General features: G+C 65.7%; 28 protein-coding genes and 2 tRNA genes. 16 read left to right on the top strand and 14 right to left on the bottom strand.

The window, feature by feature from the left end:
• Window positions 1–142: 142 nt before the first annotated feature.
• On the top strand, window positions 143–352 hold the full coding sequence (locus DK847_RS10485) for a hypothetical protein (RefSeq protein WP_111198418.1): 210 nt from the start codon (window positions 143–145) through the stop codon (window positions 350–352).
• A complete protein-coding gene (locus DK847_RS10480; RefSeq protein ID WP_111198417.1) occupies window positions 349–666 on the top strand; it encodes a hypothetical protein in 318 nt (105 codons plus the stop codon). Before DK847_RS10485 ends, DK847_RS10480 begins: the two co-directional genes overlap by 4 nt.
• A 126-nt stretch (window positions 667–792) precedes the next feature.
• Here the strand turns inward: DK847_RS10480 and DK847_RS10475 are convergent, their stop codons facing one another.
• Window positions 793–1,956, bottom strand: coding sequence for a pectin acetylesterase-family hydrolase (locus DK847_RS10475; RefSeq protein ID WP_161957227.1), 1,164 nt, complete (start codon window positions 1,954–1,956; stop codon window positions 793–795).
• A gap of 391 nt (window positions 1,957–2,347) precedes the next feature.
• Between DK847_RS10475 and DK847_RS10470 the strand changes: the two genes are divergently transcribed.
• The 3 genes from DK847_RS10470 (at window position 2,348) to DK847_RS10460 (ending at window position 3,663) form a co-directional block, all read left to right on the top strand.
• Window positions 2,348–2,779 (top strand): DUF1236 domain-containing protein, encoded by a 432-nt coding sequence (locus DK847_RS10470; RefSeq protein WP_111198414.1) that lies wholly within the window; start codon window positions 2,348–2,350, stop codon window positions 2,777–2,779.
• A 105-nt stretch (window positions 2,780–2,884) separates the two neighbouring features.
• A tRNA-Leu gene (locus DK847_RS10465) sits at window positions 2,885–2,970 on the top strand.
• 264 nt (window positions 2,971–3,234) lie between these two features.
• Window positions 3,235–3,663: a CBS domain-containing protein gene (locus DK847_RS10460; RefSeq protein ID WP_111198412.1), complete on the top strand. Its 429-nt coding sequence runs from the start codon at window positions 3,235–3,237 to the stop codon at window positions 3,661–3,663.
• 13 nt (window positions 3,664–3,676) lie between these two features.
• Here DK847_RS10460 and DK847_RS10455 read toward each other — a convergent pair whose 3' ends face one another.
• Entirely contained in the window at window positions 3,677–4,243 is a 567-nt protein-coding gene (locus DK847_RS10455; protein ID WP_111198410.1) for a TetR/AcrR family transcriptional regulator, read from the bottom strand.
• A 307-nt stretch (window positions 4,244–4,550) separates the two neighbouring features.
• Here DK847_RS10455 and DK847_RS10450 point away from each other — a divergent pair, with 307 nt between their 5' ends.
• A complete protein-coding gene (locus DK847_RS10450; protein ID WP_146256098.1) occupies window positions 4,551–5,192 on the top strand; it encodes a hypothetical protein in 642 nt (213 codons plus the stop codon).
• A 55-nt stretch (window positions 5,193–5,247) separates the two neighbouring features.
• On the opposite strand, the gene DK847_RS10445 is transcribed toward DK847_RS10450, so the two are convergent.
• Window positions 5,248–5,332, bottom strand: a tRNA-Leu gene (locus DK847_RS10445).
• A gap of 194 nt (window positions 5,333–5,526) precedes the next feature.
• On the opposite strand from DK847_RS10445, the gene DK847_RS10440 reads away from it, so the two are divergent.
• Together DK847_RS10440 and DK847_RS10435 are read left to right on the top strand one after the other, a co-directional pair.
• Window positions 5,527–6,168 carry a transglutaminase-like cysteine peptidase gene (locus DK847_RS10440; RefSeq protein ID WP_111198408.1) on the top strand — a complete coding sequence of 214 codons (642 nt, stop codon included), beginning with the start codon at window positions 5,527–5,529 and terminating at the stop codon, window positions 6,166–6,168.
• Window positions 6,169–6,494: 326 nt separating this feature from the next.
• The gene (locus tag DK847_RS10435; RefSeq protein ID WP_111198406.1) at window positions 6,495–6,905 is read left to right on the top strand and encodes a hypothetical protein; all 411 of its coding nucleotides are present in this window, start codon (window positions 6,495–6,497) and stop codon (window positions 6,903–6,905) included.
• Window positions 6,906–6,919: 14 nt separating this feature from the next.
• On the opposite strand, the gene DK847_RS10430 is transcribed toward DK847_RS10435, so the two are convergent.
• From DK847_RS10430 to DK847_RS10420, 3 genes are read right to left on the bottom strand one after another with little or no spacing between them, the layout of a single operon-like run.
• Entirely contained in the window at window positions 6,920–7,540 is a 621-nt protein-coding gene (locus tag DK847_RS10430; RefSeq protein ID WP_111198404.1) for a response regulator transcription factor, read from the bottom strand.
• Window positions 7,537–9,255: a sensor histidine kinase gene (locus tag DK847_RS10425; RefSeq protein WP_111198403.1), complete on the bottom strand. Its 1,719-nt coding sequence runs from the start codon at window positions 9,253–9,255 to the stop codon at window positions 7,537–7,539. The genes DK847_RS10430 and DK847_RS10425 overlap by 4 nt, the downstream gene beginning before the upstream one ends.
• A 12-nt stretch (window positions 9,256–9,267) precedes the next feature.
• Entirely contained in the window at window positions 9,268–9,774 is a 507-nt protein-coding gene (locus DK847_RS10420; protein ID WP_245414583.1) for a putative pterin-binding protein, read from the bottom strand.
• Window positions 9,775–10,002: 228 nt separating this feature from the next.
• On the opposite strand from DK847_RS10420, the gene DK847_RS10415 reads away from it, so the two are divergent.
• Window positions 10,003–10,743 carry a FadR/GntR family transcriptional regulator gene (locus tag DK847_RS10415; protein ID WP_111198400.1) on the top strand — a complete coding sequence of 247 codons (741 nt, stop codon included), beginning with the start codon at window positions 10,003–10,005 and terminating at the stop codon, window positions 10,741–10,743.
• A 9-nt stretch (window positions 10,744–10,752) separates the two neighbouring features.
• On the opposite strand, the gene DK847_RS10410 is transcribed toward DK847_RS10415, so the two are convergent.
• From DK847_RS10410 to cysE, 3 genes are read right to left on the bottom strand one after another with little or no spacing between them, the layout of a single operon-like run.
• On the bottom strand, window positions 10,753–11,280 hold the full coding sequence (locus DK847_RS10410; RefSeq protein ID WP_111198398.1) for a gamma carbonic anhydrase family protein: 528 nt from the start codon (window positions 11,278–11,280) through the stop codon (window positions 10,753–10,755).
• Window positions 11,281–11,282: 2 nt separating this feature from the next.
• Window positions 11,283–11,495, bottom strand: coding sequence for a DUF3126 family protein (locus DK847_RS10405; RefSeq protein WP_111198397.1), 213 nt, complete (start codon window positions 11,493–11,495; stop codon window positions 11,283–11,285).
• 38 nt (window positions 11,496–11,533) lie between these two features.
• Window positions 11,534–12,361, bottom strand: coding sequence for a serine O-acetyltransferase (gene cysE / locus DK847_RS10400; protein ID WP_111198395.1), 828 nt, complete (start codon window positions 12,359–12,361; stop codon window positions 11,534–11,536).
• A 104-nt stretch (window positions 12,362–12,465) separates the two neighbouring features.
• On the opposite strand from cysE, the gene DK847_RS10395 reads away from it, so the two are divergent.
• Together DK847_RS10395 and DK847_RS10390 are read left to right on the top strand one after the other, a co-directional pair.
• Entirely contained in the window at window positions 12,466–13,263 is a 798-nt protein-coding gene (locus DK847_RS10395) for an enoyl-CoA hydratase (protein WP_111198393.1), read from the top strand.
• Window positions 13,264–13,334: 71 nt separating this feature from the next.
• A complete protein-coding gene (locus DK847_RS10390) occupies window positions 13,335–13,826 on the top strand; it encodes an L-2-amino-thiazoline-4-carboxylic acid hydrolase (RefSeq protein ID WP_111198391.1) in 492 nt (163 codons plus the stop codon).
• Here DK847_RS10390 and DK847_RS10385 read toward each other — a convergent pair.
• On the bottom strand, window positions 13,823–14,566 hold the full coding sequence (locus DK847_RS10385) for an alpha/beta fold hydrolase (protein WP_111198665.1): 744 nt from the start codon (window positions 14,564–14,566) through the stop codon (window positions 13,823–13,825). The two genes, DK847_RS10390 and DK847_RS10385, sit on opposite strands and share 4 nt — an antisense overlap.
• Window positions 14,567–14,618: 52 nt before the next feature.
• Here DK847_RS10385 and DK847_RS10380 point away from each other — a divergent pair, with 52 nt between their 5' ends.
• Genes DK847_RS10380 through DK847_RS10365 form a run of 4 tightly spaced genes read left to right on the top strand, consistent with a single transcriptional unit; the run spans window position 14,619 to window position 17,101 of the window.
• Complete coding sequence (locus DK847_RS10380) at window positions 14,619–14,864, top strand: zinc-finger domain-containing protein (protein ID WP_111198664.1); 246 nt, start codon at window positions 14,619–14,621, stop codon at window positions 14,862–14,864.
• Window positions 14,865–14,916: 52 nt separating this feature from the next.
• Complete coding sequence (locus DK847_RS10375) at window positions 14,917–15,342, top strand: GNAT family N-acetyltransferase (RefSeq protein ID WP_111198389.1); 426 nt, start codon at window positions 14,917–14,919, stop codon at window positions 15,340–15,342.
• Window positions 15,342–16,565, top strand: a complete 1,224-nt coding sequence (locus tag DK847_RS10370) for a winged helix-turn-helix domain-containing protein (RefSeq protein ID WP_111198388.1) — start codon at window positions 15,342–15,344, stop codon at window positions 16,563–16,565. Before DK847_RS10375 ends, DK847_RS10370 begins: the two co-directional genes overlap by 1 nt.
• Window positions 16,565–17,101, top strand: coding sequence for a CIA30 family protein (locus DK847_RS10365; protein ID WP_111198386.1), 537 nt, complete (start codon window positions 16,565–16,567; stop codon window positions 17,099–17,101). Before DK847_RS10370 ends, DK847_RS10365 begins: the two co-directional genes overlap by 1 nt.
• 82 nt (window positions 17,102–17,183) lie before the next feature.
• Here the strand turns inward: DK847_RS10365 and DK847_RS10360 are convergent, their stop codons facing one another.
• The 4 genes from DK847_RS10360 to DK847_RS10345 all read right to left on the bottom strand — a co-directional run bounded on the left by DK847_RS10360 (window position 17,184) and on the right by DK847_RS10345 (window position 21,408).
• Window positions 17,184–18,584: an aminotransferase gene (locus tag DK847_RS10360; RefSeq protein WP_111198384.1), complete on the bottom strand. Its 1,401-nt coding sequence runs from the start codon at window positions 18,582–18,584 to the stop codon at window positions 17,184–17,186.
• Window positions 18,585–18,802: 218 nt separating this feature from the next.
• Complete coding sequence (locus DK847_RS10355; RefSeq protein WP_111198383.1) at window positions 18,803–20,092, bottom strand: aspartate aminotransferase family protein; 1,290 nt, start codon at window positions 20,090–20,092, stop codon at window positions 18,803–18,805.
• Window positions 20,092–20,589, bottom strand: coding sequence for a xanthine phosphoribosyltransferase (gene gpt, locus DK847_RS10350; RefSeq protein WP_111198381.1), 498 nt, complete (start codon window positions 20,587–20,589; stop codon window positions 20,092–20,094). The genes DK847_RS10355 and gpt overlap by 1 nt, the downstream gene beginning before the upstream one ends.
• A gap of 57 nt (window positions 20,590–20,646) precedes the next feature.
• The gene (locus DK847_RS10345) at window positions 20,647–21,408 is read right to left on the bottom strand and encodes a competence/damage-inducible protein A (protein ID WP_111198379.1); all 762 of its coding nucleotides are present in this window, start codon (window positions 21,406–21,408) and stop codon (window positions 20,647–20,649) included.
• 195 nt (window positions 21,409–21,603) lie between these two features.
• On the opposite strand from DK847_RS10345, the gene map reads away from it, so the two are divergent.
• Window positions 21,604–22,422 (top strand): type I methionyl aminopeptidase, encoded by an 819-nt coding sequence (gene map, locus DK847_RS10340; RefSeq protein WP_111198377.1) that lies wholly within the window; start codon window positions 21,604–21,606, stop codon window positions 22,420–22,422.
• Window positions 22,423–22,425: the final 3 nt, after the last annotated feature.

The raw sequence follows: 22,425 nt of genomic DNA, 5'->3' as shown, positions 1-22,425 counted from the left end.
CCGCCTGTGCAAGCTGCGCCCGGCCACAATGCGCCACGCGCCGCTTTGTTCCCTCCACAGTTCATTACACCTGCAATTCCACCCATGCGGGGAACCATATCCAATGCAGCGCGTTCAGGTCGGACATGGGAAACGGAGTGTCATGATGAGTACCATCCCGGTTCAGAAACGCCGGCCACGCACCGAGGAACACATCGACGAGGCTATCGAGGAATCCTTTCCGGCAAGCGACCCGCCCTCCTACTCGCGCACCGCGCGCGCTGGCGCACCGCCGCGCGGCAGCAAGCTGAAGAAGGTCGAATGCGACGAAACAACGGACGACAGCAAGGACGGCGAGGAGAAGGCGAAATGAACATCTATTCCTCTCCGCCCGCAGCCCGCGGCAATGGCCGCCAGGAGGCTGCCCCCGCCGGCGCTCCGCCCCACGAGATCAAGTACCGTCAGGACGCCGCCAGCTATGTGGCGGCCATGCTGGCGGAGCTCCGCCAGATCGCCGGCAAGGCCGGTTTCGACAAGCTGGTGACGTCGCTCGACACCGCCTATTACGAGGCCTATGGCGCGCTCGACGCCAAGGCGCGCGAGGCGGTGCCCGCATCGCCAGGGGAAGCGGACGAAACGCTCCGGCAGCGGGCTTCCAACGCGACTGGCCAAGATCGCAACGGATAGCCAGGCCGGGGACCGGAAGGCCGCCAGCAGGATGCACGGAAGAGAGATCGCATCGCTCCCTGAACCGCAAGGGTGAATGCCCGCATGCCCTCGCTGGCACGGGAGCGTTCCCGCATCAGCGTGTGCCTATTGTGCGCAATCGTCAGCGGTGGACGAGCATGTTGCACAGCTTTCGTTGCCGGGCAGACTGTCAGCATTCAGGAGTGCCGAGAGCCAGGCCGTGAAGGGCATGCCACCGGATTGCTCGGAGAAAAACAGCGGCGCCCGCAGGATCGTGTGCGTCTTGCCGTCCGCCACATAGGAACGGAAGTTCGGCGCCGCCTGACGGCTGGACAATTCGCCCAGCATCTTGTCGGTCCACGCGTTGCATGCCTGGCCTGGATTCATCTGTGCATAGAAAGCGCTCTGCGTGGCATCGTGGATGGAGGTGAATTGCGCAAAGCGATCCTTCGGGAAATAGGCGGCAAGCTTCGCCACTACGGCCGTGTCAGGCGTATCCTGTGGATTTGGACCGAAAACGACGGCAGGAAGCTGGTAGTTCCAGTTCTTGTTGCGGACCCGTTCGAACTCCGGCGTGGTGACGCCCTGCCCGCTGTCGCCAAGGAACACCGCCCGCGCATCCGGATAGAGCAGCCGCAGCGAGGTGTAATGTGTGGCGGCACCATAGGCGCCGGCACTGGAACCCGCGACGAGCAAGTGGGTGGGGGCCGGCACGTTGGTGCGCATCCACGCCATGATCACCTGCATGTTGTCCCAGCCGCGGTGCTCGATGGTAAAGGGCTTGCCGGTATCGGGGAACTTATAGTGTGCCGTGTTGGAACCCGAGTGCACATCCCCCGTGCAATAAGGCACGAAAATCATGCTCCAGTCATGGACCGGGTTATCGGGATTGCTGCGATCGAGCAGGCCCGTCATGTGCGAGGGCCCATCGCCAGGCAGAAGCTCCGACTTGTAGACGCCGACTGCATCCTCGTCGTCCTTGCCCGAAAAAAATGCCTTGTCGCCCGCAAGCCGCGGCTTGGAGCACGTGGCATCATTCCAGCACGCACCACCGCCGTTGAAGAACACCGCGAGGCCATCCGCCGTGCCCTTACGGTAGAAATAGGAAAAGGTCGACGTCGTGGTGCCAGGCGCAGCCGAACAGGTTGGTGAATAGAGCTTGCCGTCAATGGTCACGGGTTCCGGCACGATGCGTACCCAGCCATCGCCACCAGGTGTCGCAGCAGCCCCAGAAGAGCTGTCCTGTGCCAGGGCAAGGGACGGCGTCAGCATCACGGACAAGGCAATCATACACCATCTCACGACTTGCATTCCGACCTCATTGCGCAACCCTGCACATTTGGACGTTGTGAGCGATAACTGCGAATTATTCAAGCTAAACTTGCTTTTCGATCTCGCGGTTACGCCTTTCTGGACTCCTTGTGCTCAGCCGTCTCGCTGTAAAAAAATTCAACTGGCATGGAACAATACCGCAAGCAGCCGCATTTGGGTGTGCTTGTCTCTCTCGAGGCATAGATTGTGTGTTCCGGCTGCCCTTGAGGATTGCCCCCCGGCGGGGGCGGCCGGACACCACAATCGATTAAGGGTAGCCTGAAAACCCTGTGTTTTCATTGTCTTGATCCCGGAACTTCCCCTCAACAGCCATCGTTTCCTCCACCCTTCGTCAAAAGGAGAAGCGATCATGAAGTACCTGACCATCAGCGCTGCGGCGCTGTTCCTGCTTGTTGCCCCGGGCGCGGCTTTCGCACAGTCCGACACCAGCGGCGGCACCGGCACCGGCGCCACCACCGACCAGAACACCGGTGGCAGCGGCGAGGCCGGTTCGGCCGGCAACCAGGCCGGCACCGGCAGCGACAGCCAGTGCAACGACCAGACCCCCACCGGTGGCTATGAATCCTTCTCGGAGAAGTGCCGTGGCCAGATCGATGCCTGGGCGCAGAGCCAGGCTGGCACCTCGGTGGCCTTCGAGGGTGATCTCGCCGTCGGCGCCGTGGTCCCCGAGACCGTGACGATCGTGGAGGTTCCGGCCTATCGCGACTATGGTTACGTGATGCTGAACGACCGCCGGGTGCTGGTCGACCGCTCGACCCGCAAGGTCATCCGCGTTTACTGATTGTCCAGTCAGTGATGATAGCGCTCCTCCGGCCGGTCCGGGGGTGCGCGTTCGCGTTCCGCAATGGCGCAGCCCTCGCGCCCGGTGTAGACAGCCCCTGGCCGGGCGGGCGTGGCGGAACGGTAGACGCAGCGGACTTAAAATCCGCTTTCCGTAAGGAAGTGTGGGTTCGAGTCCCACCGCCCGCACCAGGCGCCTTTGAAGTTACCCCTTCGCCGGAGAGGTTTCCCACCCCGGCAAAGGGGCAGCGGCTGCGAGCTGTAACGTTGACCGCGCCGCTGATCACATCACCGCCGGCCCTGCCCCGCAATCTGTACGAACTGCCAGCACCCGGTCCGCCGCACACCAATTCGCTGCCCGGTGGTTGCGCCCGCTTTATCGCAACACCACGTAGAACTGCCGATGCCGAAAACCCCTTCACCGCCTAGCCTTTCCACCAGCCGGGAGGGACAGGCATGACAGTCGCACGCATTCTCGAGAAGAAGGGATACCGGGTATTCTCCATCGCGGAGACGGCGCCGCTCGGCGAGATCATTGGCGCCTTGGCGGCGCACAAGATCGGCGTCCTCATCGTCACCGACGCCAGCGGCAACGGCGTCGGGATCGTATCGGAACGCGACGTGATCCGGGCCCTCGATGAAAGCTTCGAGGCCACGCGGACAGCTGCCGACATCATGACCCGCACGCTGGTGCGGTGTTCGGTGGATGACACCGAGGGCAACCTCATGGAACAGATGGGCAAGGCCCGCGTGCGCCACCTGCCGGTGCAGCACAATGGCAAGCTGGTGGGAGTGGTGTCGGCGCGCGACATCCTCAATCTCAGGATCGAGAAGCTCAACGAGCTGATGCAGGAGATCCTGGCGGAGGCCGCCGCCCGCAGCTAACGGGCGATGGCCGCTACTGGCCGAGGATGAGCGGCAGGGCCGCCAGCGCCGCCTCGCCATAGGCGGCGTCGCGGTGCACCATCTGCGAGATGATGAGCCCGTTGATGAGAATGGCAAGCTGCCGCGCGGCGCGCGCCGGGCTCGCGTGGCGGGCGCGGCGCAGCTCGTCCGCCAGCCACAGCTCAAAGTCGCGCTGGGCCTCGGCCACCGGGCCATGCGCCGGGTGGCCCTGCCACTCCGCGAACTCGGCGCTGATGCGCACGAAGGCGCAGCCCTTCCAGCCCGGCTGGCCGATGCGTTCGACGATGCGGCGGAACAGTTCGGTGATGCGGTCCACGGCGCCAAGCTCCGCCGGCAGACCCTCCGACCACTGACGATAGGTTTCGGCATAGGCGGGCCGCAGGTTTTCCAGCACCTCGGCGAGCAGCTGGTCCTTGCTGGCGAAATGCAGGAAGAAGGTGCGCCGCGACAGGCCCGCCACCTTGCTGACGTGATCGATGCTGAGCTGTGAGAGGCTTTCCTCCGAAATGATGCGGTAGGCCGCATCGATCAGGCGCTTCCGGGTCGTTCGGCTTCGCAACTACGGCTCCTTCGGTCGGCACGTCAGGCGCTGCGGGAGCGCCCCTCATTCATGTCCCTATGTCAAAATCATACAACCAATACTCGATAACGAACTGCACTTAACGGTGTAGCTGGCATCGCCACTATGTCGCATGGAACGCATGGCACGCAGCGCAATCTGCGATGGAGTTTCGCGCTGGCACCGGTGCACTTCCGCACTCTGACGAATTGTGGCGCATGGGGCCCCATTCCCACCGCAAGCACACCATGCTGAGGCCCCTTTTCTGCTGTTTCTCTTGGCCGCAGCGAACAAGGAGCAGGAGCGGATGAGACTCGTTGAAGTCGTGATGCTCATGGGCGCGCATTGCGTGAGCCCGGTCGAGCACAGCCCGTTGATGACCGACGCCACCAAGGTGCAGTGCGCCGTGGTGATCGAGAAGGACACCGAGCGCGGAACCCTGACGGTCACCCCGCAGGACGCGCTGCGCGACCCGCAGGTGGTGGCGGCGGTGGAACGTTTCCGCCTCGCGCCCGCCGACAGCGCGAAGGGTGGCGGCACCAAGATCGTACCCGCCTGGGCACCGGCCGGATCGGCCCCTGTCGAGATCAAGCTGCCCGAGGCCAAGGCGGCGCCTGCGCCAATCGCCCCGCCCGCGGTTGATCTCGCCGGAGCAGCGGCAGCCGCTGCCGCCGAACCGCCCGTGGAACCCTCCGTCGAACCGCAGGTCGAGCGCTCGCGCCCGGCCCCTGCCGCCGAACGCAAGGTCGCCACGCTGTCGCCGCCGCCGCAGAAGCGGCCACCCGCCAAGTTGAAGGAGGCAAGGAAGCAGCCCGCCGCCGTGGCCGCGAAGGAGAAGTCCCAGTGCAAGGGGGAGGCCGTGGCCAAGTGGTACAGGACGGCGGACGGCAAGCGGAAGTATCGCTGCGTGAAACCCGTCAGCGACAGCGCGCCGAACCAGCTCTACTGAGTTCCGGGCGGCCTTCGCCCGGGACGGGAAGCCATCATTTCCGGCTGGGGAACGATGGTGCGGCCAAGAGGACTCGAACCTCCACGGTGTTACCCGCTAGCACCTCAAGCTAGTGCGTCTACCAATTCCGCCATGGCCGCACGCCACATCGTTGGTGGCGCGGTGTCTAACAGGGGGCTCCCCATTAATCAACCCCTTTCGGGCCGCCCCAAGGCACCCGGTCGTGGTGAATGTTTTGCTACTCCCGCGCGCTGCATTTGAGCGGCGGTCTGAACGTGATCTCAAAGGCTTGGCGGCTAGTCTGCACGCCATGGACAAGCCTTTGGGGGCACAGATGAGGTTGAAGATTGCCGTTGCCGCGGCGGCCCTGCTCGCTGGCCTCGCAAGCCCTGCGGCCGCCGCCAAGGAAAACCCCGCGGCACCCGCCGGCAGGCAGCTGCAGCAGGCGCCGACCTATGGCGCAACCCTGCCGCCGGTGGGCTTCGTGAAATTCTGCGGCCGCCGGCCGGAGGCCTGCGCGGCGCGCCCCTCCGGCGCCGTGCGCCCGGCGCTCACCGCCCGGCAATGGGACCTCGTCACCCGCGTCAACGCCTATGTGAATGCCGACGTGCGGCCCGCCAGCGACGACGACATCTATGGCGAGGCCGAGCACTGGGATTACCCCACCCGGCGCGGCGACTGCGAGGACTATGCCCTGCTGAAGCAGCGCTACCTCGAGGCCCTCGGCCTGCCGCGCTCCGCCCTGCTGCTGACCGTGGTGCTCGATGACAGGCAGGAGGGCCACGCGGTGCTGACGCTCGCCACCTCCGAGGGTGACTTCATCCTCGACAACCGGCGTGACGGCGTGCGGCGCTGGCGCGACAGCGACTACGTCTTCCTGAAGCGCCAGTCGCAGGCGGATCCGCGCGCCTGGGTGGCGCTCGCACCCGACAGCCCGGCGGCGCCGCGTTCGGTTGCCGTGCGCTCGCCACGCTAGTCACGAATCGACAGTCACGCGCCCGGTCGGCGTCCCCACACTTTCCCACCAGACCGGGACCGCGGGAGCCGGCACAGCCCCACCCTGTGCCGGCTCCACCCATGAATGACAGTTCAGTCAATAACTTACGTCAAATTCATACAGTGAACGCAACCGCCAATGGGTGCGCGCGCGGCGGCCAGCGCAGGCCCCGTGAATTATTCTGCGCCGAGCGCAGATTTTTTCATTTTGACGCATTTCTACGGATTCACATGCGGGCTTTCCGCATGCACAGCCATAAACTGCACCCTATCCTTGCAGCGACAGGCAACAGGAACGACAGCCCCATGGATATCGTCACGACCCAGACCAGCTCCAGCGCATCCGTCTTCGATGCATCGATGAAGGATCCGCAGCTCGGCGTGAGCTCGGCCATTGCCGAGGTGCGCCGGCTGCTGTCGAAATATGCGGAGCAGGAGGACGTGATGGTCCGGATGCAGCTGCTGACCGAGGTGGAGGCACTGCGCCGCTTCGTGCTGGTGCGCGGCGCCCTGCTGCGCGCCCTCAAGGAAACCGGCAGCAAGGGCGTGAGCCTCGGCCGCGAACTGTGCGACAGCCTGCGGGGCATGATCGGCGATGCACCCGACACGGTGAAGAGCTGCTCGCTGCAGGGTGCCCGCAACATGGAACGCGACACCCGCCGGGCCGTCGCGTCGCTGGCCTTCATCGGCAGCCTTGATTCGTCCTTCGTGGACTGAAAACGATTTCTCGTTCAGCCTTGCGGCGGCCCGAGACCGGCCAGCACCGCAAGGCGGACGAGCGAGGCGGTATTCGAGATGCCGAGCTTCTGAAGAACGTTTGCGCGGTGCGCCTCGACAGTGCGCTGGCTGACGCCGAGCGCCTCCGCGATCTGCTTCGAGGAACTTCCGGCCACGATGGCATCGACGATTTCGCTTTCGCGCTCGGTCAGCATGCGCAGCATGCGGCGGGCCTCGCGAATGCCGTCGGCAGCGTGTGACGTATCGCGCGCCTTGTTGATGGCGGTGTCGATCGAGGCCAGCAGCTCGCCCGGCTCATAGGGCTTCTCGACGAAATCGGCCGCGCCAAGCTTCATCGCCTGGGTGGCGGTGCGCACGTCGCCATAGCCGGTCAGCATGATCATCGGGAAACCGTGCCCCTCCTCGCGCAGGCGGGTGATGAGGGTGGTGCCGAGCGTGGCGCCGAGGTTGTAGTCGATCAGCGCACAGTCCACCTGGTGGCTGCGCGACTGGGCCAGCGCGCTGGCCGGATCATAGCTGACGCAGGTGCGGTAGCCGGAGGCGCCGAGCATGTTCGCAAGCGATTGCGCAAAGCCCCGGTCATCGTCCACGATCATGATGGTCTTGCCAGTCATTGCTTCTTATCTTCCTCTTCGAGTGGCACGGTAAAGGTGAAGACGGCGCCGCCGGCTTCGCTGTTCTTCCATGACAGCGAACCGCCCAATGTAGACGCGATGCGCTGGCAAATGGCAAGCCCCAGCCCCATGCCGCCCCGGGCGGATTTGGAGAATGGGGTAAAGATGGTCTTGGCCGCGTCGTCCGAGACGCCGCTGCCATAATCGGCAACATCGATGCGGGCGAAGCCGTCCGCGGCGGTGACCGTCACCCGCGCGCCCGGCCGGTCGGCTGCCGCCGAGGCGCTGAGCGCGTTCTTCAGCAGGTTGACGATCACCTGCCCGATCAGCGGCAGCGAGCCCTTGACCCAGATGTCGTCCTGGCGCTGGTCGATCTCGATCGGCGGCGGCGGGTTGCGGCCCAGCGTCACCAGCCGCATCGAATGGTCGATGGCCTCGCGGATGTCGCAGATCCCCGGGTCCTGGGGGTCCTGGGGGCCCATGCGGCGCACGTTGCGCACCACCTCGATGGCGCGGTCGACCTCGACGCCCAGATGATCGGCCACGGCGCGCTGTTCCTCGGTGTCAGGCCTGAGGTTCAGCGACACCTTGAGGGCATAGACATAGTTGCGGATGGCGGCGAGCGGCTGGCTGATCTCGTGCACGATGCCGCCGGAAATCGCGGCATAGGCGAGGAGCCGGCTCATCTCGCCGATGCGGGCGTCATAGTCGTCGCGCCGCTGGTTGGCCTCCTCCGCCGCCGTGACGTCGGAGATCGAGATGATCAGCGAGGTGTCGGAGCAATGGCGTTTCTTGGCCGAGAGTTCGCGGTACTTGCGCATCACGTAGTGGTGCGTTCCGTCAAGCCCTGCGACCGTTACCTTGCGGCTGGCGAAGCTCCTGTCGCGGTCCGGCAGCGGGGCGGCGTCGACGAAGGAGCGCACCTCGGCGGCAAGCTCGGTGGCGCCCTGCCCGGCAATGGCCAAGACGCTGCCGCTCTTCGCGCTGGGGCCGAGGAGCTCGAGGGCGCGGGGGTTGGAATACAGCACCTCTCCGCAGGGGCAGAGGCCGATGATCACGTCATCCACCGAGCGCAGGATCGCCTCCTGCGTCTCCAGCTGCTCGGCCACCGCAAGGTTGGCGTCCTTGAGCTTCGAGGTGGTGCGCAGCACCAGCACGCCGAGGCCCAGCAAGGCCAGCATCAGCGTCTCGAGCGCTGCGAGGTAGAACAGCAGCGACTGGGTACGCCGGGTGCGGTCCTCGGTCTGGAGCCGGCGGTTGAGGTTCGACATGTCGATCATCAGCTCGCGCACCGGCTTGGCGTCCTTGCGCAGCTCCTCCAGCAGGCGCTGGCGGCCCTCCGGCGTGCCCGCGGCGCTGATCAGCTGGTCGGTGTGCTGGGCCGATTCGAACAGCTGCACGAGGCTCTGCTCGTTCATGTCCTCGCGCACGTGATCCAGCATCGGCGCGTCACGCAGCAGGAAAACGCGGCTGAGATAGAGATCGCCACGCAGCCGGAGTTCCGCCACGCTGGCGCCGGTCTCGGCCGCCAGCAGCAGGCGCTGGTGCTCGAAGCCCATCTGGAAGATCGTCCAGCCGGCATCGTCCTGCGGCCGCTCGAGATCGCGCAGGTCGCGGTAGCCAAACATCCCCAGCAACGCCGCGACCACGATCAGCACAAGCATGCTGAGAACGAATGCAATCGTCCAGCGGTCGAAGCCTTTGGCGCGCTGCATTGCCAAGGGTGGTTACTTCACCGTGACCCGGTTGACCTGCCAGACCGACTGCGCATAGCGCGCCTCCGTGGCGAGTTCAGGCACGTCGGTGAACGGGAACACCACGAAGAACGGCCCCTTGTCACGCACCGGCAGCTCCACGCCGTCACGCGTGTCGGCGAGGATGACGTCGTATTTTTCGAGGTCCGCCAAGGGAATGTCGGCGCGGTAGTCGTTGAGCGCGGTGAAGGTCACGGTCTTGCCGTCGGCCTTGGCGAGCGCCAGCAGGTCACGCAGCAACACGCCCTCATAGGTCACCGGACCGTGGTCCCACGGGTTTTCGGTCTTGATCGCCTTGCGAGGCAGGGCGGCGATCATCGCCCGGTCGAGCTGCACTTCCAGCCCGTTGTTGCAGGCATTGATCATGCCATCGACGGTGAGAACGACTTCACCCTTGGGTTGCTCAAGCGAGCAGGCACTCGCCACACCCGCCATCATCAGGTGAACTACCACGGCCGCTGCGGCCATTACGCTTCTCATCGGTCTCTCCTCGCCGGCCTGGGCCGCAGTTTAATGAAATATCTCTATACTACAGGCACTTATACGTAGGGATAGCTGGCCATTTCATAGTGAAATGCATTACACATCACAATAAGCATATCTACGCAAGGATTGCACTTGTCACCGGAAGCCGTGACCGGGGGTGGCATTGCCAAGCCCGGCGGGAGCCGCTAGTTTTGTAGGACAAAAGTCGGAAGGGGACGGGACATGGGCCAGCGACGGATGAAGCCGGTCCGCGCGGTGCGGCGAAAGCCCGGAAGCCGCGTTCATTCCGAACTGGCTGCCGGCATCGGCCGCCGCATTCTCGATGGCACCTATCCGCCGGGCTCGCTCCTGCCCAACGAGGCCGAATGGGGTGAAATGTTCGGCGCCTCGCGCACCGCGGTGCGCGAAGCGATCAAGACGCTGAACGGCAAGGGGCTGCTCGTATCACGGCCCAAGATCGGCTCGCGCGTCGAGCCGCGCGAGCGCTGGAACCTGCTCGACCGCGACGTGATGGCCTGGCACCGGGCAGCGCTGGACGAGCGCACCTTCCTGCTGTCGCTGCAGGAAATCCGCCGCATCCTCGAACCCGGTGCTGCCGTGCTGGCGGCGCAACGCCGCTCTCCCGCGCAACTCGCCGCCCTCGAGGCAGCCCTGGCCGACATGCAGGCGGCGGCGGTCGATTCCGAGGAGATGGTCGAGGCCGACGTGCGCTTTCACCTCGCCCTGCTGTCGGCGGCCAACAACGAGCTGCTGGTGCCTTTCGGCATCGTCATCGAGCAGGCGCTGGCCAGCATGTTCGCCTATACGACGAGCCATGCGGCACATCCGGAACAGATGCTGCCGCTCCATGCGGAAGTGGTGAAGGCAATTGCCGCCCGGTCCCCCGAGGCCGCCCGGAAGGCCGTCACGGCGCTGCTGGACGATACGGACGAGACGCTGGGGGCGGCGGCGGGGGCTGGCTGAAGGAGGGCCCTAGAGGGCCTTCAGCCCCTTCGCAAAGCGCTGCCAGTTCTTCACATAGGTTTCGGCCGAACGCCCGAGCCGGGCGATGGCCTCCTCGTTCAACTCGCCTGCCACCTTGCCGGGCTGGCCCATGACGAGGGAATTGTCGGGGATGTCCTTGCCCTCGGTGATCAGCGCATTGGCGCCGATGAGGCAGTTCTTGCCGATCCTCGCACGGTTGAGGATGACGGCCCCCATGCCGATCAGCGTGTTGTCGCCGATCACGCAGCCATGCAGGATGGCCTTGTGGCCGATGGTGCAGTTGCGGCCCACGGTCAGCGGCAGGCCGGGGTCGGTGTGCAACACCGCGCCATCCTGCACGTTGGAATTCTCGCCGATGGTGATCAGCTCATTGTCGCCGCGGATCACCGCGCCGAACCACACGGAGGCAAAGCGCTCCAGCTTCACCCTGCCGATGACGCAGGCCGAGGGCGCGATCCAGTAGCGCCCTTCCTCCGGCAGCTCCGGCGCAACACCCTCGAGCGCAAAGGCCGTCACGCTCAGTCCTCGAGGTCGAAGTCGAGGATGGCCATGGAGAAGTTGTAGGAGAGCTCGCCGTCCTCCTCGTCGCGGAAGATCACGCCGACGAATTCCTCGCCGATATAGACCTCGGCCGAGTCGTCCTTCTGCGGGCGCTTCTTGACGCTGATGGCGGGCAGTTCGAACTTGGCGCGCAGGAACTTCGTCAGCTTGGCGATTTCATCGGGTTTCAAGGCGGCCTCACAACAAGTGGAATGCCGCCCGAATAGCCCTATTCACCCCTGCCCGCAACCTGCTCCACATTATGGTCCATGGCGCGGGCCGGCTCGGTGCAGCCGGCATAGCCGACGACCTTGGCAGGCACACCCGCAACGGTGGTGTTTGCCGGCACGTCATGCAGCACCACCGAGCAGGCGGCAACCCGCGAGCAGTGCCCGATCTCGATATTGCCGAGGATCTTGGCGCCGGCCCCCACCAGCACCCCGTAGCGGATCTTGGGGTGGCGGTCGCCCGCCTCCTTGCCGGTGCCGCCCAGCGTCACGCCCTGCATGATCGAGACATTGTCCTCGATGACGCAGGTCTCGCCGATCACGATGTCATGGCCGTGGTCGACCATGATGCCCTTGCCGATGCGGGCGGCGGGGTGGATGTCGATCGAGGTCAGAACCGAAAGGCGGCTCTGCAGGTAATAGGCGAAGTCCTTGCGGCCGGCATGCCAGAGCGCATGCGCCATACGTTGTGTCTGGATCGCCTGGTAGCCCTTGAAGTAGAGCAAGGGATCGATGTAGCGGTCGCAGGCCGGGTCACGGTCGAAGGTGGCGATGATGTCGGCACGTGCAGCGTGCCCGATCTCGGGCTCGGCCTCGATGGCGTCGCGGAAGGCATGGACGATCAGGTCGGCGCCGATGTCGGCATTGCCCAGGCGCTGGGCAAGGCGGTGCGACAGCGCCTCCTCGAAGGAATCATGGTTCAGGATCAGCGAGAAGATGAATCCGCCCAGGGCCGGTTCCTTGCGGGCGATCTCCTCCGCCTCCTCGCGGATGCGGCTCCACACCGGGTCGATCTTCTCGACGGACTGGGTCTTGGCGGCCTGACGCATGTGTGTACTCCTGAACCGGGGGCTGCAATATTACGCCATCTGGCTTCATATGGGTATCCCTTCAGATCATTGTGAAGGTCCGGCGACGGGCCTAGCCTTGCACCATGACACAGCTTCACTCACCGACCCCCTTCATCGAGGCTTTCGTAACCGGTTCAACGGGTTGGCTTGTCCTCAACCGCCCCGACCGGCGCAACGCCCTGAATGCCGAGATGTGGGCGGCGATCCCCCCACTGATGAAATCCCTTGATGGCCACGCTGATGTGCGGGCGATCGTGATCCGCGGCGCAGGGCCGGAAGCCTTCGCCGCCGGGGCCGACATTTCGGAGTTCGGCGAGGCCCGCAACGATGCCGAGGCCGCCGCCCGCTACGAACGGCTGAACGGCGAGGCCTTCGCCGCCATCCGTGGCAGCGCCAAGCCGGTGATCGCCCGCATCCAGGGCTTCTGCATCGGCGGTGGGCTCGCCATCGCGCTGGCCTGCGACCTCCGCGTGGCGGACGGCTCGGCGGCCTTCGCCCTGCCACCGGCGCGGCTGGGCCTCGCCTACCCGCTCGACGGGTTGCGTGACCTCGCCGCCACCATCGGCCCTTCGGCCGCCAAGGAGATGATCTTCACCGCCCGCCGCCTCGTGGCGGCAGACGCCTTGCGCATCGGCCTCATCGACCGGCTGGCACAGGACATCGATGCCGAGACCGCAGCCCTCTGCGCCGAGATCGCACAGGGTGCCCCCCTCACCATCACCCATGCCAAGCGCGCCATTGACTTCATCACCGATCGGCCCGGCCATGAAGACGACGCGGAGGTCGCCTGGCTGGCCGGGCGCTGCTTCGACAGCGAGGACTATGCCGAGGGCCGAAGGGCCTTCGCCGAGAAGCGCAAGCCAGTATTCCACGGCAGGTAGATGCAGCGCCGCTGCAATTGTGGCCCGCAACCGCCGCTGCTAGGCTTGCTCCTGCAGGGGGTGAAATCAGCATGCAAGGTCTCGATGCGACGGCAATGTGGTCCGCACTGAACGATGCCAACAAGGCACGTGCACGGGTTTATGTGGAATTCTTTCGCAGCATTGAACGCCGCTTTGGCCGCGAGACGGCCATCGAGGTGACGCGCGAGGCGATCTACAACTGGGGCCGCACCTTGGCCGGTGATCTCGGCAGCCACCTGCCCGGCGACTTCAAGGGTCTGTGCCAGAGCTTTGCCTGCGCCCCGGATGGCGGCGCCATGTTCACGCCCGACGTATCGGCCTGCAGCGAGAGCGAACTCGTGGTTCAGTTCAAGACCTGTCCGCTGAAGAGCGGTTGGATGGAGAGCGGGCTCTCCCCCGAGGAAGTCGCGCTGTTCTGTGACATGGCGGCCTGTGCCGACTACGGCACGCTCGAGGCGGCGGGCTTCGCAGTGACGATCGAGACCTGGACGCCAGGACGGGACGGCTGCTGCCGCCTGCACATCACCGCACCCAGGGCTTAGCCGAGGAACGCCAGCACCGCGTCCTTGTAGCCCCTGTCTCCCACGGCATTCATGTGGTTGCGGTTGGGGAGCGTGACGCCCCTGGCACCGGGGATGGCCTTGACCAGCGTCTCGACATCGCCTGCCACCTCATCCTTCTCGCCTGCCACCACCAGCACCGGCACGCGGATGGTGGCCAGTTCCGCGACCGTGATCCTTTCCCGCGAGGACCGGATGCAGGCGGCGAGCGCCTTCAGGTCGCTCTTCGTCTGTTCGGCGAAAATGCGGAAGGCCTTGGCGGCGATGTCGGACACGTCATTGCGCGACGGGGCCTCGAGTGCGAGGGCAATGGCCTCCGCACCGCCGACCCCGGTGATCATGCGCGAGGCCAACCCGGCGAAGACGGCGCGGCGCACCCGGTCGGGATGCGCGATGGCAAGGAAGGCCGAGACGCGCGCGCCCATCGAATAGCCCATGACGTCGGCCTGCGCGATGCCGAGATGGTCCAGCAGGCGGCGCGCGTCCTCCGCCATCTCGGCGGCGGGATAGAGGGCGCTGTCGTAAAGCTTCTCACTGGCGCCGTGGCCGCGATGGTCGAAGCTGATGACGCGGCGGCCCGCCTCCGTCAGCGTCCTGACCCAGGAGGTGTCCCACCAATTGACGCGGGCATTGGATGCGAAGCCGTGGATCAGGAGGATTGGCGGCCCCTCGCCGGCCATCTGGTAGGCGATCTCCACGCCGCCCGAATTGAATTTGTGCATGGCGGCAAACATATGCTAATCGGCCCTCGAAACAAGCATTTCGAGGATCATGATGGCCGCGGGCGCGACACCCCATTTCCAGAACCAGCTGGGCCTTCCGTCGATCGAGATCGGCGCCAAGGAATTCATGTGCATCGGCGCGCTGCCGCCCTTCGACCACCCGCACATCTTCATCGACATGGGGGCCGATTCCGAGGCGATCTGCCCCTATTGCTCGACTCTCTACAAGCACAATCCGCGGCTGGGCCAGACCGAGTCGGTGCCCCCCAACGCGCACTGGCACGACCAGGCTGCGTGAGCGGCTGACCATCCGCGACTACCGTGACGAGGACGAAACGGCCGTCCTCGCCGTGCTGCATGACCTGCAAGCCCATGAACACGCGATCTACGACCGCAGCCGCCCGCCCGACGCGATGGGCCCCTGGTACATCGATGTGCTGAGGCAGGCGACGGCCGGGGGCAAGGGCCGCATCCTCGTGGCCGAGGGCGACGGCGGCGTGCTGGGCTATGCCTCGCTGCTCACCTCCGTCTCCGCCGAGCATGAGCGCGACGAGATCGCCTATACCTATGCCTTTGTCGATGATCTCGGCGTTTTGGCCGCCGCCCGCAGCCGCGGCGTGGGGGCCGCCCTGCTCGAGGCCTGCGAGGCGATTGCGCGCGAGGCCGGGCAGCGCTGGATCCGGCTCGGCGTGCTGGCGGCCAACGAGCGCGCCCGCAGCTTCTATGCGCGCCAGGGCTACGGCGAGGTGCTGCTGACGCTGGAAAAGCAGCTCTGATGGCCGAGAGCCTGTCGCTCGCACAAGCCCGCCGCGTGGCACTCGCGGCGCAGGGCTTTTCCCTGCCGGACCGGACGCGGAAGGTGACCTGGGCTCATATGGCGCCGATGATCCGGCGGCTGAACCTGCTGCAGATCGACAGCGTCAACGTCGTCGCCCGCTCGCATTACCTGCCGCTCTATTCCCGCCTCGGTGCCTATGCCCATGAGACGCTGGACCAGCGCGCCTTCGGCCGCAGGAACCGCGCGCTGTTCGAATGCTGGGCGCATGAGGCGAGCCTGCTGCCACTGGAGCTTCACCCCCTCATGCGCTGGCGCATGGCGCGCGCGCGCGCCGGCGATGGCACCTACAAGTCGATGGACCAGTTCGGCCGTGAGGAGCGCGCCTATCTCGCCCAGGTGCTGGACTTCGTCACCCGCAACGGACCGACGGTCGCGAGCGAGGTGCCCGGCGGCGGCAAGGCGGAGGGCGGCTGGTGGGGCTGGTCCAGGGGCAAGCTGGCGCTGGAGACGCTGTTCGACCAGGGCCTTGTCACCACCGCGACGCGGGATGGCTTCGAGCGGCTCTACGACATCCCCGAACGGGTGATCCCGTCAGACGTTCTGGCGCGGCCAACCCCGCCGGAGCCGGAGGCGATCCGCCAGCTTCTCGACCTCTCGGCCCGGGCGCTGGGTGTCGCCACCGAAATCGACCTGCGTGACTATTTCCGCCTGCCCATTCCGGAAACCAAGACGGCCATCGCCGAACTGGTGGAAGACGGCGTGCTGTTGCCCGTGAAGGTCGAAGGCTGGAAGCCGCAGGGCTTCCTTCACCGCGAGGCGCGGTTTCCCCGCAAGGCCGGCGGCACGGCGCTGCTCTCACCCTTCGACCCGGTGGTATGGGAGCGATCCCGAGCCGAGCGTCTCTTCGAGTTTCACTACAGGATCGAGATATATACCCCTGCAAAAAAACGACAATTTGGGTATTACGTGTTGCCTTTCCTGCATCGGGAGCGGATCGCCGGCCGGGTCTGCCTGAAGGCTGACCGGCAGGCCGGTGTGCTGCGTGCCAATGCCAGCCACCATGAGGGCCATGCCGATCCGGGGGAAACGGCGGAGGCCCTTGCGGGTGAATTGCGGCTGATGGCGGGATGGCTGGGCCTCCAGGAAGTCGCCGCAGGCCCTTCCGGCAATCTCGCCCGCGCCCTGAAGGGTGCACTGCGGGCAGGAACAGGGGCAGCGTGATGGCACCGCAACCCCTCATCATCGATGATTTTTCCCAGGAGCATCCCGAGACCACCATCGGCACGCACTGGCAGCTGCTGTCCGACGCGGTGATGGGCGGGGTCTCTGCCGGGCGCATGTCGCGCACCACCCATGCCGGCCGTCCCGCCGTCCGGATGCAGGGCCAAGTCAGCCTCGAGAACAATGGCGGCTTCCTGCAGATCGCCATCGACCTGGCGCCGGACGGCGGCACGCTCGATGCCTCCGGTTTTGCCGGAATCGCCATCACGGTTGCCGGGAACGGCCAGGACTATGGCCTGCACCTGCGCAGCTCGGAGCTGACGCGCCCGTGGCAATCCTACCGCATGGGCTTCATCGCAGTGCCGGACTGGCAGGAGATCCGCTGCCCCTTCTCCAGCTTCGTGCCCCACCGCACGGAGGTGCCACTGAACCTGCGCCTGCTGCGCCGGCTGGGGGTGGTGGCGATCGGACGGGCCTTCACGGCGGACGTGGCCGTCGGCGGCCTGCGCCTTTATGCAGAGAGCAACCTGCCGTAACAACGGCGACAGCCGGGCACCTCGCGGCACCCGGCTGTCCTCCCCCCGGTCACGGGCTGCGTTGCCGCAGCCCGGGATGTCGTCAGATCACACCTTCGGCCTTGAGCTCCGCCACGGCCTTGACGATCGCCCGCTTCAGCGTGTCGACGACGAAGTCGACCTGCTCGCGGGTAATGGTCAGCGGTGGCGACAGCACGTCGAGATGGCCGATGGGGCGCACCAGCAGGCCCTCCGCCTCGCAGGCATTGGAAATGCGCTTCGAGATGTTGCAGCTGTCGGGAAGGCGCTCCCGGGTCTTCTTGTCGCGCACGTATTCGACGCACATCATCAGACGCCTGCCGCGCACGTCGCCCACGATCTCGAGGTCGCGCAGTTCACCGAGCCGCTTCTCGAGATAGTCTCCCACCCGGGCGGCATTGCCGCACAGGTCCTCGCGCTCGATGATCTCGATGTTCTTCAGTGCCACGGCGCAGGCCACCGGATGGCCGGCATAGGTATAGCCGTGGGTGAACCACACATCCGGGTCCGGTGCCGAGATCACCTCATGCACCTTGTCGGAATAGATCACGGCCGAGAGCGGGATATAGCCCGAGGTCAGGCCCTTGGCGGTCAGGATCATGTCCGGCTCGATGCCGAACACGTCCTTCGAGGCGAAGAAGTGGCCAAGACGCCCGAAGGCGGTGACGATCTCGTCGGCGATGAACAGGATGCCGTGCTTCGTGCACAGCTCGCGCATGCGCGGCAGGTAATTGGGCGGCGGCAGGGTGACGCCGCCGGAGGCCTGGGCGGGCTCGGCGATGAAGCAGGCAATGTTCTCCGCCCCCAGTTCGGCAATCCTGTCCTCGAACTCGTTGACCAGGAAATCGCTGAAGGCTTCGGGCGTCATGCCCTCCGGGCGGCGATAGGGATAGGGCGCCGAGAGGTGGTGCACGAGGTCCGGGATGTACTTGAAGTGCTGTGACTGGTCGCCGTCACGCAGGCCCACGGTCATGCCGAGGTAGGTGGAGCCGTGATAGGAGTTCTTGCGCGAGATGACATAGCGGCGCGAACCCTGCCCGCGGCGTGACTGGTAGAAATGCGCGAGGCGGATGGCGGTGTCCACGGCGCAGGAGCCCGAGGTGGCATAGACCACGTGGTTCAGGTCGCCCGGCGCCAGCTCCGCCAGCTTGGCGGCAAGCCGCGCGGCGGGGGCATTGGTGACGTCGACGAAGAAGTTGCTGTAGCAGAGCTGCAGGGCCTGCTCGGCCATGGTCTCGGCGATTTCCTTGCGGCCATAGCCGGCATTGACGCACCACATGCCGCCGATGCCGTCGAGATAGCGCCGGCCCTGCGCATCCGTGACATAGCAGCCGTCGCCCTCGACGATGACGAGCGAGCCTTCCTTCTTGAAACTGTCGAAGTGCTGGTAGGGGTGCAGGACGTGGTCATGGTCCTGTTGCCAGAGTTCCTGGGCGTTGAAGCGGTTGCCAGCCTGGTGCAGCAAGATAGGTTCTCCCTTTCAAGTTGAACGCCTATTCAATATCACACATCGTGATGTTTTGCCAGCGATGGAAAATCACCCGACCTGTGACAATAAATTGCGTGTCGCGGGACATCTTCAACCGCTCATCATCGGCGGGCTGGTCCCGGCGATCCTGTTGGCGGACGCAAGAGATGCCCGGGACGAGCCCGGGCATGATGAATTCGGGAGTGAGCGCGCCCCTAGACCAGCAGTTCCCGCCGCCGGTTCACGTAATCCTCCACGGCCCTCACCACGCGGTCGCAATCGGCATCCGTCACCATCAGCGACAGCGCCATGAAGCCGCGTTCGGCGATGTAGATCCCCTGCTCGAGGAGGTCGAGGAAGAGAAGCTGGCGTAGCCGCTTGTCGGTATCCTCGATGTCGTGCGGCGTGCTGATCTCGCCCGAGGTCGGGTGGATGACGATCATCGAGCCCTGCCCCATGGCCTTCATCTTCACCTGGTAGCGCATGAACAGGTCGTTGAGCTTCTCGCGCAGCCGGTCGCCGCGGGCGTTGAGTTCGGCGCAGGCGGCAGGCGTGTAGATCTCCGTCATCGCCACGTGGCCCACATTCATGGTGAGCGTGTTGTTGTTGAAGGTGCCGGCATGGGGCAGCGCCGTGGGGCTCGTCGGGTCGAACAGCGCCATGATGTCCGCCCGGCCGCCGAAGGCGCCGAAACTCATGCCGCCGCCCACATATTTGCCGAGCGTCTTGAGGTCCGGCTCGATTCCGACCTTGGCGGAGAGCCCGCCGGGATGGAGGCGCGAGGTCATCACCTCGTCGAAGATCAGCACGATGCCGCGCGTCTGCGTTTCCGCGCGCAGCATGGCGAGGAAGGCGGGGCTGGCCGAGATGCCGCCGCCGCCGCCGAGCATGGGCTCGAGGATCACCGCGGCGAGTTGATCGGCGTTGTCCGCGATCAGCTTCCGGGTGGTCTCGATGTCGTTGTATTCGCCCATCACGCAGTCGAAGGGCGCGTTCACCGGCGAGGCGCCGTGGCTGAAATACAGGGTGCCGCCGTGATAGCCGCCGGCCATCGGCATGATCTTGCTTCGGCCGGTGAAGCAGCGCGCCGCCGCAAGCGCCATCATGTTGGCCTCGGTGCCGGAATTGGTGAAGCGCACGAGATCCATGTTGAAGCGCTGGGTCACCACTTCGGCGAGCTTCACCTCGCCCTCGTGGTGCGCGCCATAGTTCAGGCCCTTGTCGAGGGCCGCGCGCGCGGCTTCGAGGATGCGCGGATGCGAGTGGCCGTAGATGCCTGCCGAATACTCACCCAGCAGATCGAGATAGCTGTGGCCGTCGATGTCGGTGATGGTGGAGCCCGATGCCGTCTCCACCCGCAGCGGGAAGGGAGCGGTGAACAATACGGTACGCGTATTGCCGCCCGGCATCACATGCGCGGCGCGCTTGTGCATCGCATGTGTCTTGGGACGCTTCGCAGCGAACTGCGCCTTGGCGTGGTCCAGCGCGGCCTCGACGTCAGCCATCACGCGGTGGCCTTGTCGCCGATCGGCGGCGCGAAGGTGAGGTGCATGTCCCAGGGCAAGTAAATCCACGTGTCCTGAGACACTTCCGTGATGAAGGTGTCGACCAGCGGGCGGCCAGCGGGCTTGGCATAGACGGTGGCGAAATGCGCCTTGGGCAGCATCTCCCGCACCACGCGGGCCGTGGCGCCGGTGTCGACGAGGTCATCGACGATCAGCACGCCCTTGCCGCCGTCCTTCTTGGCAATGGCCTCCGAGATCGGCTTCAGCACCTGGATCTCCCCCTGCTTGTCATATTCGTAGGAGGCGACACAGACCGACTCGATCACCCGGATGCCGAGCTCACGCGCCACCACCGCAGCGGGCACGAGGCCGCCGCGCGTCACCGCCACCACGGCATGGAAAGGCCCCGCCGCCGACAGGCGCCACGCCAGCGCGCGCGCATCGCGGTGGAACTGGTCCCACGACACCGGGAAACTCTTCTGCCACTTCTCGTCCATCTGCCTTGCCCCTTGGTTTTTCCGAAACTATGCCCGCCCGCCGGAGCGGCTGCAAGCTCACGCCCAGCCGCGCGCCTTGCCCTCCGCCGTCAGTGCCTGGGCCATGCGGCACACCGCCTGGTAGGCCTCCTCCAGCGCCGCCGCATCGCGCGAGCGCAGCACCAGATTGGTGGCAAAGCCATCCGGCGCCTGGAACGGATAGGAGCCGATCACCACGCTCGGGTAAAGCCGCTGGATCTGGCCCAGCGGCTGGGCGGCATCGCCCTCGCCGCCGCGGAACTCAACATTGCGCGACTGCATGGGAACGCCGCGCGTGAGACGCTTCGCCACGTCCTCCATCATCGCATTCATGATCTTGGGGACGCCGGCCATGACGAAGACGTTGCCCATCTGGAAGCCCGGCGCCCGGGAGACGGGGTTGTCGATCAGGCTCGCCCCCCTGGGGATGCGGGCCATGCGCATGCGGGCCTCATTGGGCTCGCGGCCCATTTCCTTGAAATAGGCGAGCAGGATCTCGACCGCCCTCGGGTCATGGTCGATCTCGACGCCGAAGGCCCTGGCCACGGCATCGGCCGTGATGTCGTCATGGGTGGGGCCGATTCCCCCGGTTGTGAACACATAGCTGTAGCGGTGCCGCAGCGCGTTGAGGGCGGCCACGATCTCCTCCTCGACGTCCGGCACGAGCCGGGCCTCGCGCAGGTCGATGCCCAGCGCCGTCATGTAGTCGGCGATGAAACCGAGATTCTTGTCCTTGGTGCGGCCGGAGAGGATTTCATCGCCGATCAGCAGGACGGCGGCGGTGGGTGATGCGCTGGTCATTGGTAAGTCCCTGTTCTGCCTTGCAGTGCCAGCGGAAGACCCTGCCTGTCAATCGGCGAGCCTTCGCACTTGCGGAGAGCAGCCAAGCCCATTATCTGCATTGGACGTGGCGAAAAGCGGCTGTTGTGGCTGCTCCCGATCCTGTAAACTCGCCCGGATGACCTTTCATGCCCGCTGGGGCCGGATTTATCGCGAATGACCTACGCCGAAGACGAAGCCCCTTCCCGCTCGACCCGCATCAAGCTCCATGGCCCCGCCGATTTCGAGGCCATGCGCAAGGCGGGACGGCTGACGGCCGAGGCGCTCGACCTGCTGGTGCCGCTGGTCAAGCCCGGCGTGACGACGGATGAGCTCGACCGGGTGATCGTGGAGTTCGCGAAGGACCACAGTGCCATTCCCGCCCCCTACAACTACCGGGGCTATCCCAAGTCGATCTGCACCTCGATCAACCATGTGGTCTGCCACGGCATTCCGAACGACAAGCCGCTGCGCGAGGGTGACATCGTCAACATCGACGTGACGCTGATCGTCGACGGCTGGCATGGCGACTCGTCGCGCATGTATCCGGTGGGCGAGGTGAACCGCAAGGCGGAGCGCCTCGTCGAGGTGACCTACGAGTGCCTGATGCGCGGCATCGCCATGGTGAAGCCCGGCGCTCACCTGGGCGACATCGGCTACGCCATCCAGACCTATGCCGAGGCCGAGCGCTGCTCGGTGGTGCGCGACTTCTGCGGCCATGGCCTGGGCCGCACCTTCCACGACCACCCCAACGTGCTCCATTACGGCCGCATGGGCGAAGGCGTCGAGCTGAAACCGGGCATGTTCTTCACCATCGAGCCGATGATCAACCTGGGCCGCCCGCATGTGAAGATCCTGGGCGATGGCTGGACCGCGGTGACGCGCGACCGCTCGCTCTCCGCACAGTTCGAGCACACGGTGGGCGTGACCGAGACGGGGGTGGAGATCTTCACCCTCTCGCCCAAGGGCTTCGACCACCCGCCCTACAAGGTCTGAGCG

It is taken from the genome of Aestuariivirga litoralis (genome assembly GCF_003234965.1).
GTDB lineage: Bacteria > Pseudomonadota > Alphaproteobacteria > Rhizobiales > Aestuariivirgaceae > Aestuariivirga > Aestuariivirga litoralis.
Note: the sequence above shows the minus strand (reverse complement) of the source record. Positions and strands in the feature narration are given on the sequence as shown.

Coding starts and splice junctions, on each gene's coding strand:
- DK847_RS10485 (WP_111198418.1), top strand. CDS start 143: ATGATGAGTACCATCCCGGTTCAGAAACGCCGGCCACGCACCGAGGAA.
- DK847_RS10480 (WP_111198417.1), top strand. CDS start 349: ATGAACATCTATTCCTCTCCGCCCGCAGCCCGCGGCAATGGCCGCCAG.
- DK847_RS10475 (WP_161957227.1), bottom strand. CDS start 1,956: ATGATTGCCTTGTCCGTGATGCTGACGCCGTCCCTTGCCCTGGCACAG.
- DK847_RS10470 (WP_111198414.1), top strand. CDS start 2,348: ATGAAGTACCTGACCATCAGCGCTGCGGCGCTGTTCCTGCTTGTTGCC.
- DK847_RS10460 (WP_111198412.1), top strand. CDS start 3,235: ATGACAGTCGCACGCATTCTCGAGAAGAAGGGATACCGGGTATTCTCC.
- DK847_RS10450 (WP_146256098.1), top strand. CDS start 4,551: ATGAGACTCGTTGAAGTCGTGATGCTCATGGGCGCGCATTGCGTGAGC.
- DK847_RS10440 (WP_111198408.1), top strand. CDS start 5,527: ATGAGGTTGAAGATTGCCGTTGCCGCGGCGGCCCTGCTCGCTGGCCTC.
- DK847_RS10435 (WP_111198406.1), top strand. CDS start 6,495: ATGGATATCGTCACGACCCAGACCAGCTCCAGCGCATCCGTCTTCGAT.
- DK847_RS10430 (WP_111198404.1), bottom strand. CDS start 7,540: ATGACTGGCAAGACCATCATGATCGTGGACGATGACCGGGGCTTTGCG.
- DK847_RS10425 (WP_111198403.1), bottom strand. CDS start 9,255: ATGCAGCGCGCCAAAGGCTTCGACCGCTGGACGATTGCATTCGTTCTC.
- DK847_RS10420 (WP_245414583.1), bottom strand. CDS start 9,774: ATGAGAAGCGTAATGGCCGCAGCGGCCGTGGTAGTTCACCTGATGATG.
- DK847_RS10415 (WP_111198400.1), top strand. CDS start 10,003: ATGGGCCAGCGACGGATGAAGCCGGTCCGCGCGGTGCGGCGAAAGCCC.
- cysE (WP_111198395.1), bottom strand. CDS start 12,361: ATGCGTCAGGCCGCCAAGACCCAGTCCGTCGAGAAGATCGACCCGGTG.
- DK847_RS10395 (WP_111198393.1), top strand. CDS start 12,466: ATGACACAGCTTCACTCACCGACCCCCTTCATCGAGGCTTTCGTAACC.
- DK847_RS10390 (WP_111198391.1), top strand. CDS start 13,335: ATGCAAGGTCTCGATGCGACGGCAATGTGGTCCGCACTGAACGATGCC.
- DK847_RS10385 (WP_111198665.1), bottom strand. CDS start 14,566: ATGCACAAATTCAATTCGGGCGGCGTGGAGATCGCCTACCAGATGGCC.
- DK847_RS10380 (WP_111198664.1), top strand. CDS start 14,619: ATGGCCGCGGGCGCGACACCCCATTTCCAGAACCAGCTGGGCCTTCCG.
- DK847_RS10370 (WP_111198388.1), top strand. CDS start 15,342: ATGGCCGAGAGCCTGTCGCTCGCACAAGCCCGCCGCGTGGCACTCGCG.
- DK847_RS10365 (WP_111198386.1), top strand. CDS start 16,565: ATGGCACCGCAACCCCTCATCATCGATGATTTTTCCCAGGAGCATCCC.
- DK847_RS10355 (WP_111198383.1), bottom strand. CDS start 20,092: ATGGCTGACGTCGAGGCCGCGCTGGACCACGCCAAGGCGCAGTTCGCT.
- gpt (WP_111198381.1), bottom strand. CDS start 20,589: ATGGACGAGAAGTGGCAGAAGAGTTTCCCGGTGTCGTGGGACCAGTTC.
- DK847_RS10345 (WP_111198379.1), bottom strand. CDS start 21,408: ATGACCAGCGCATCACCCACCGCCGCCGTCCTGCTGATCGGCGATGAA.
- map (WP_111198377.1), top strand. CDS start 21,604: ATGACCTACGCCGAAGACGAAGCCCCTTCCCGCTCGACCCGCATCAAG.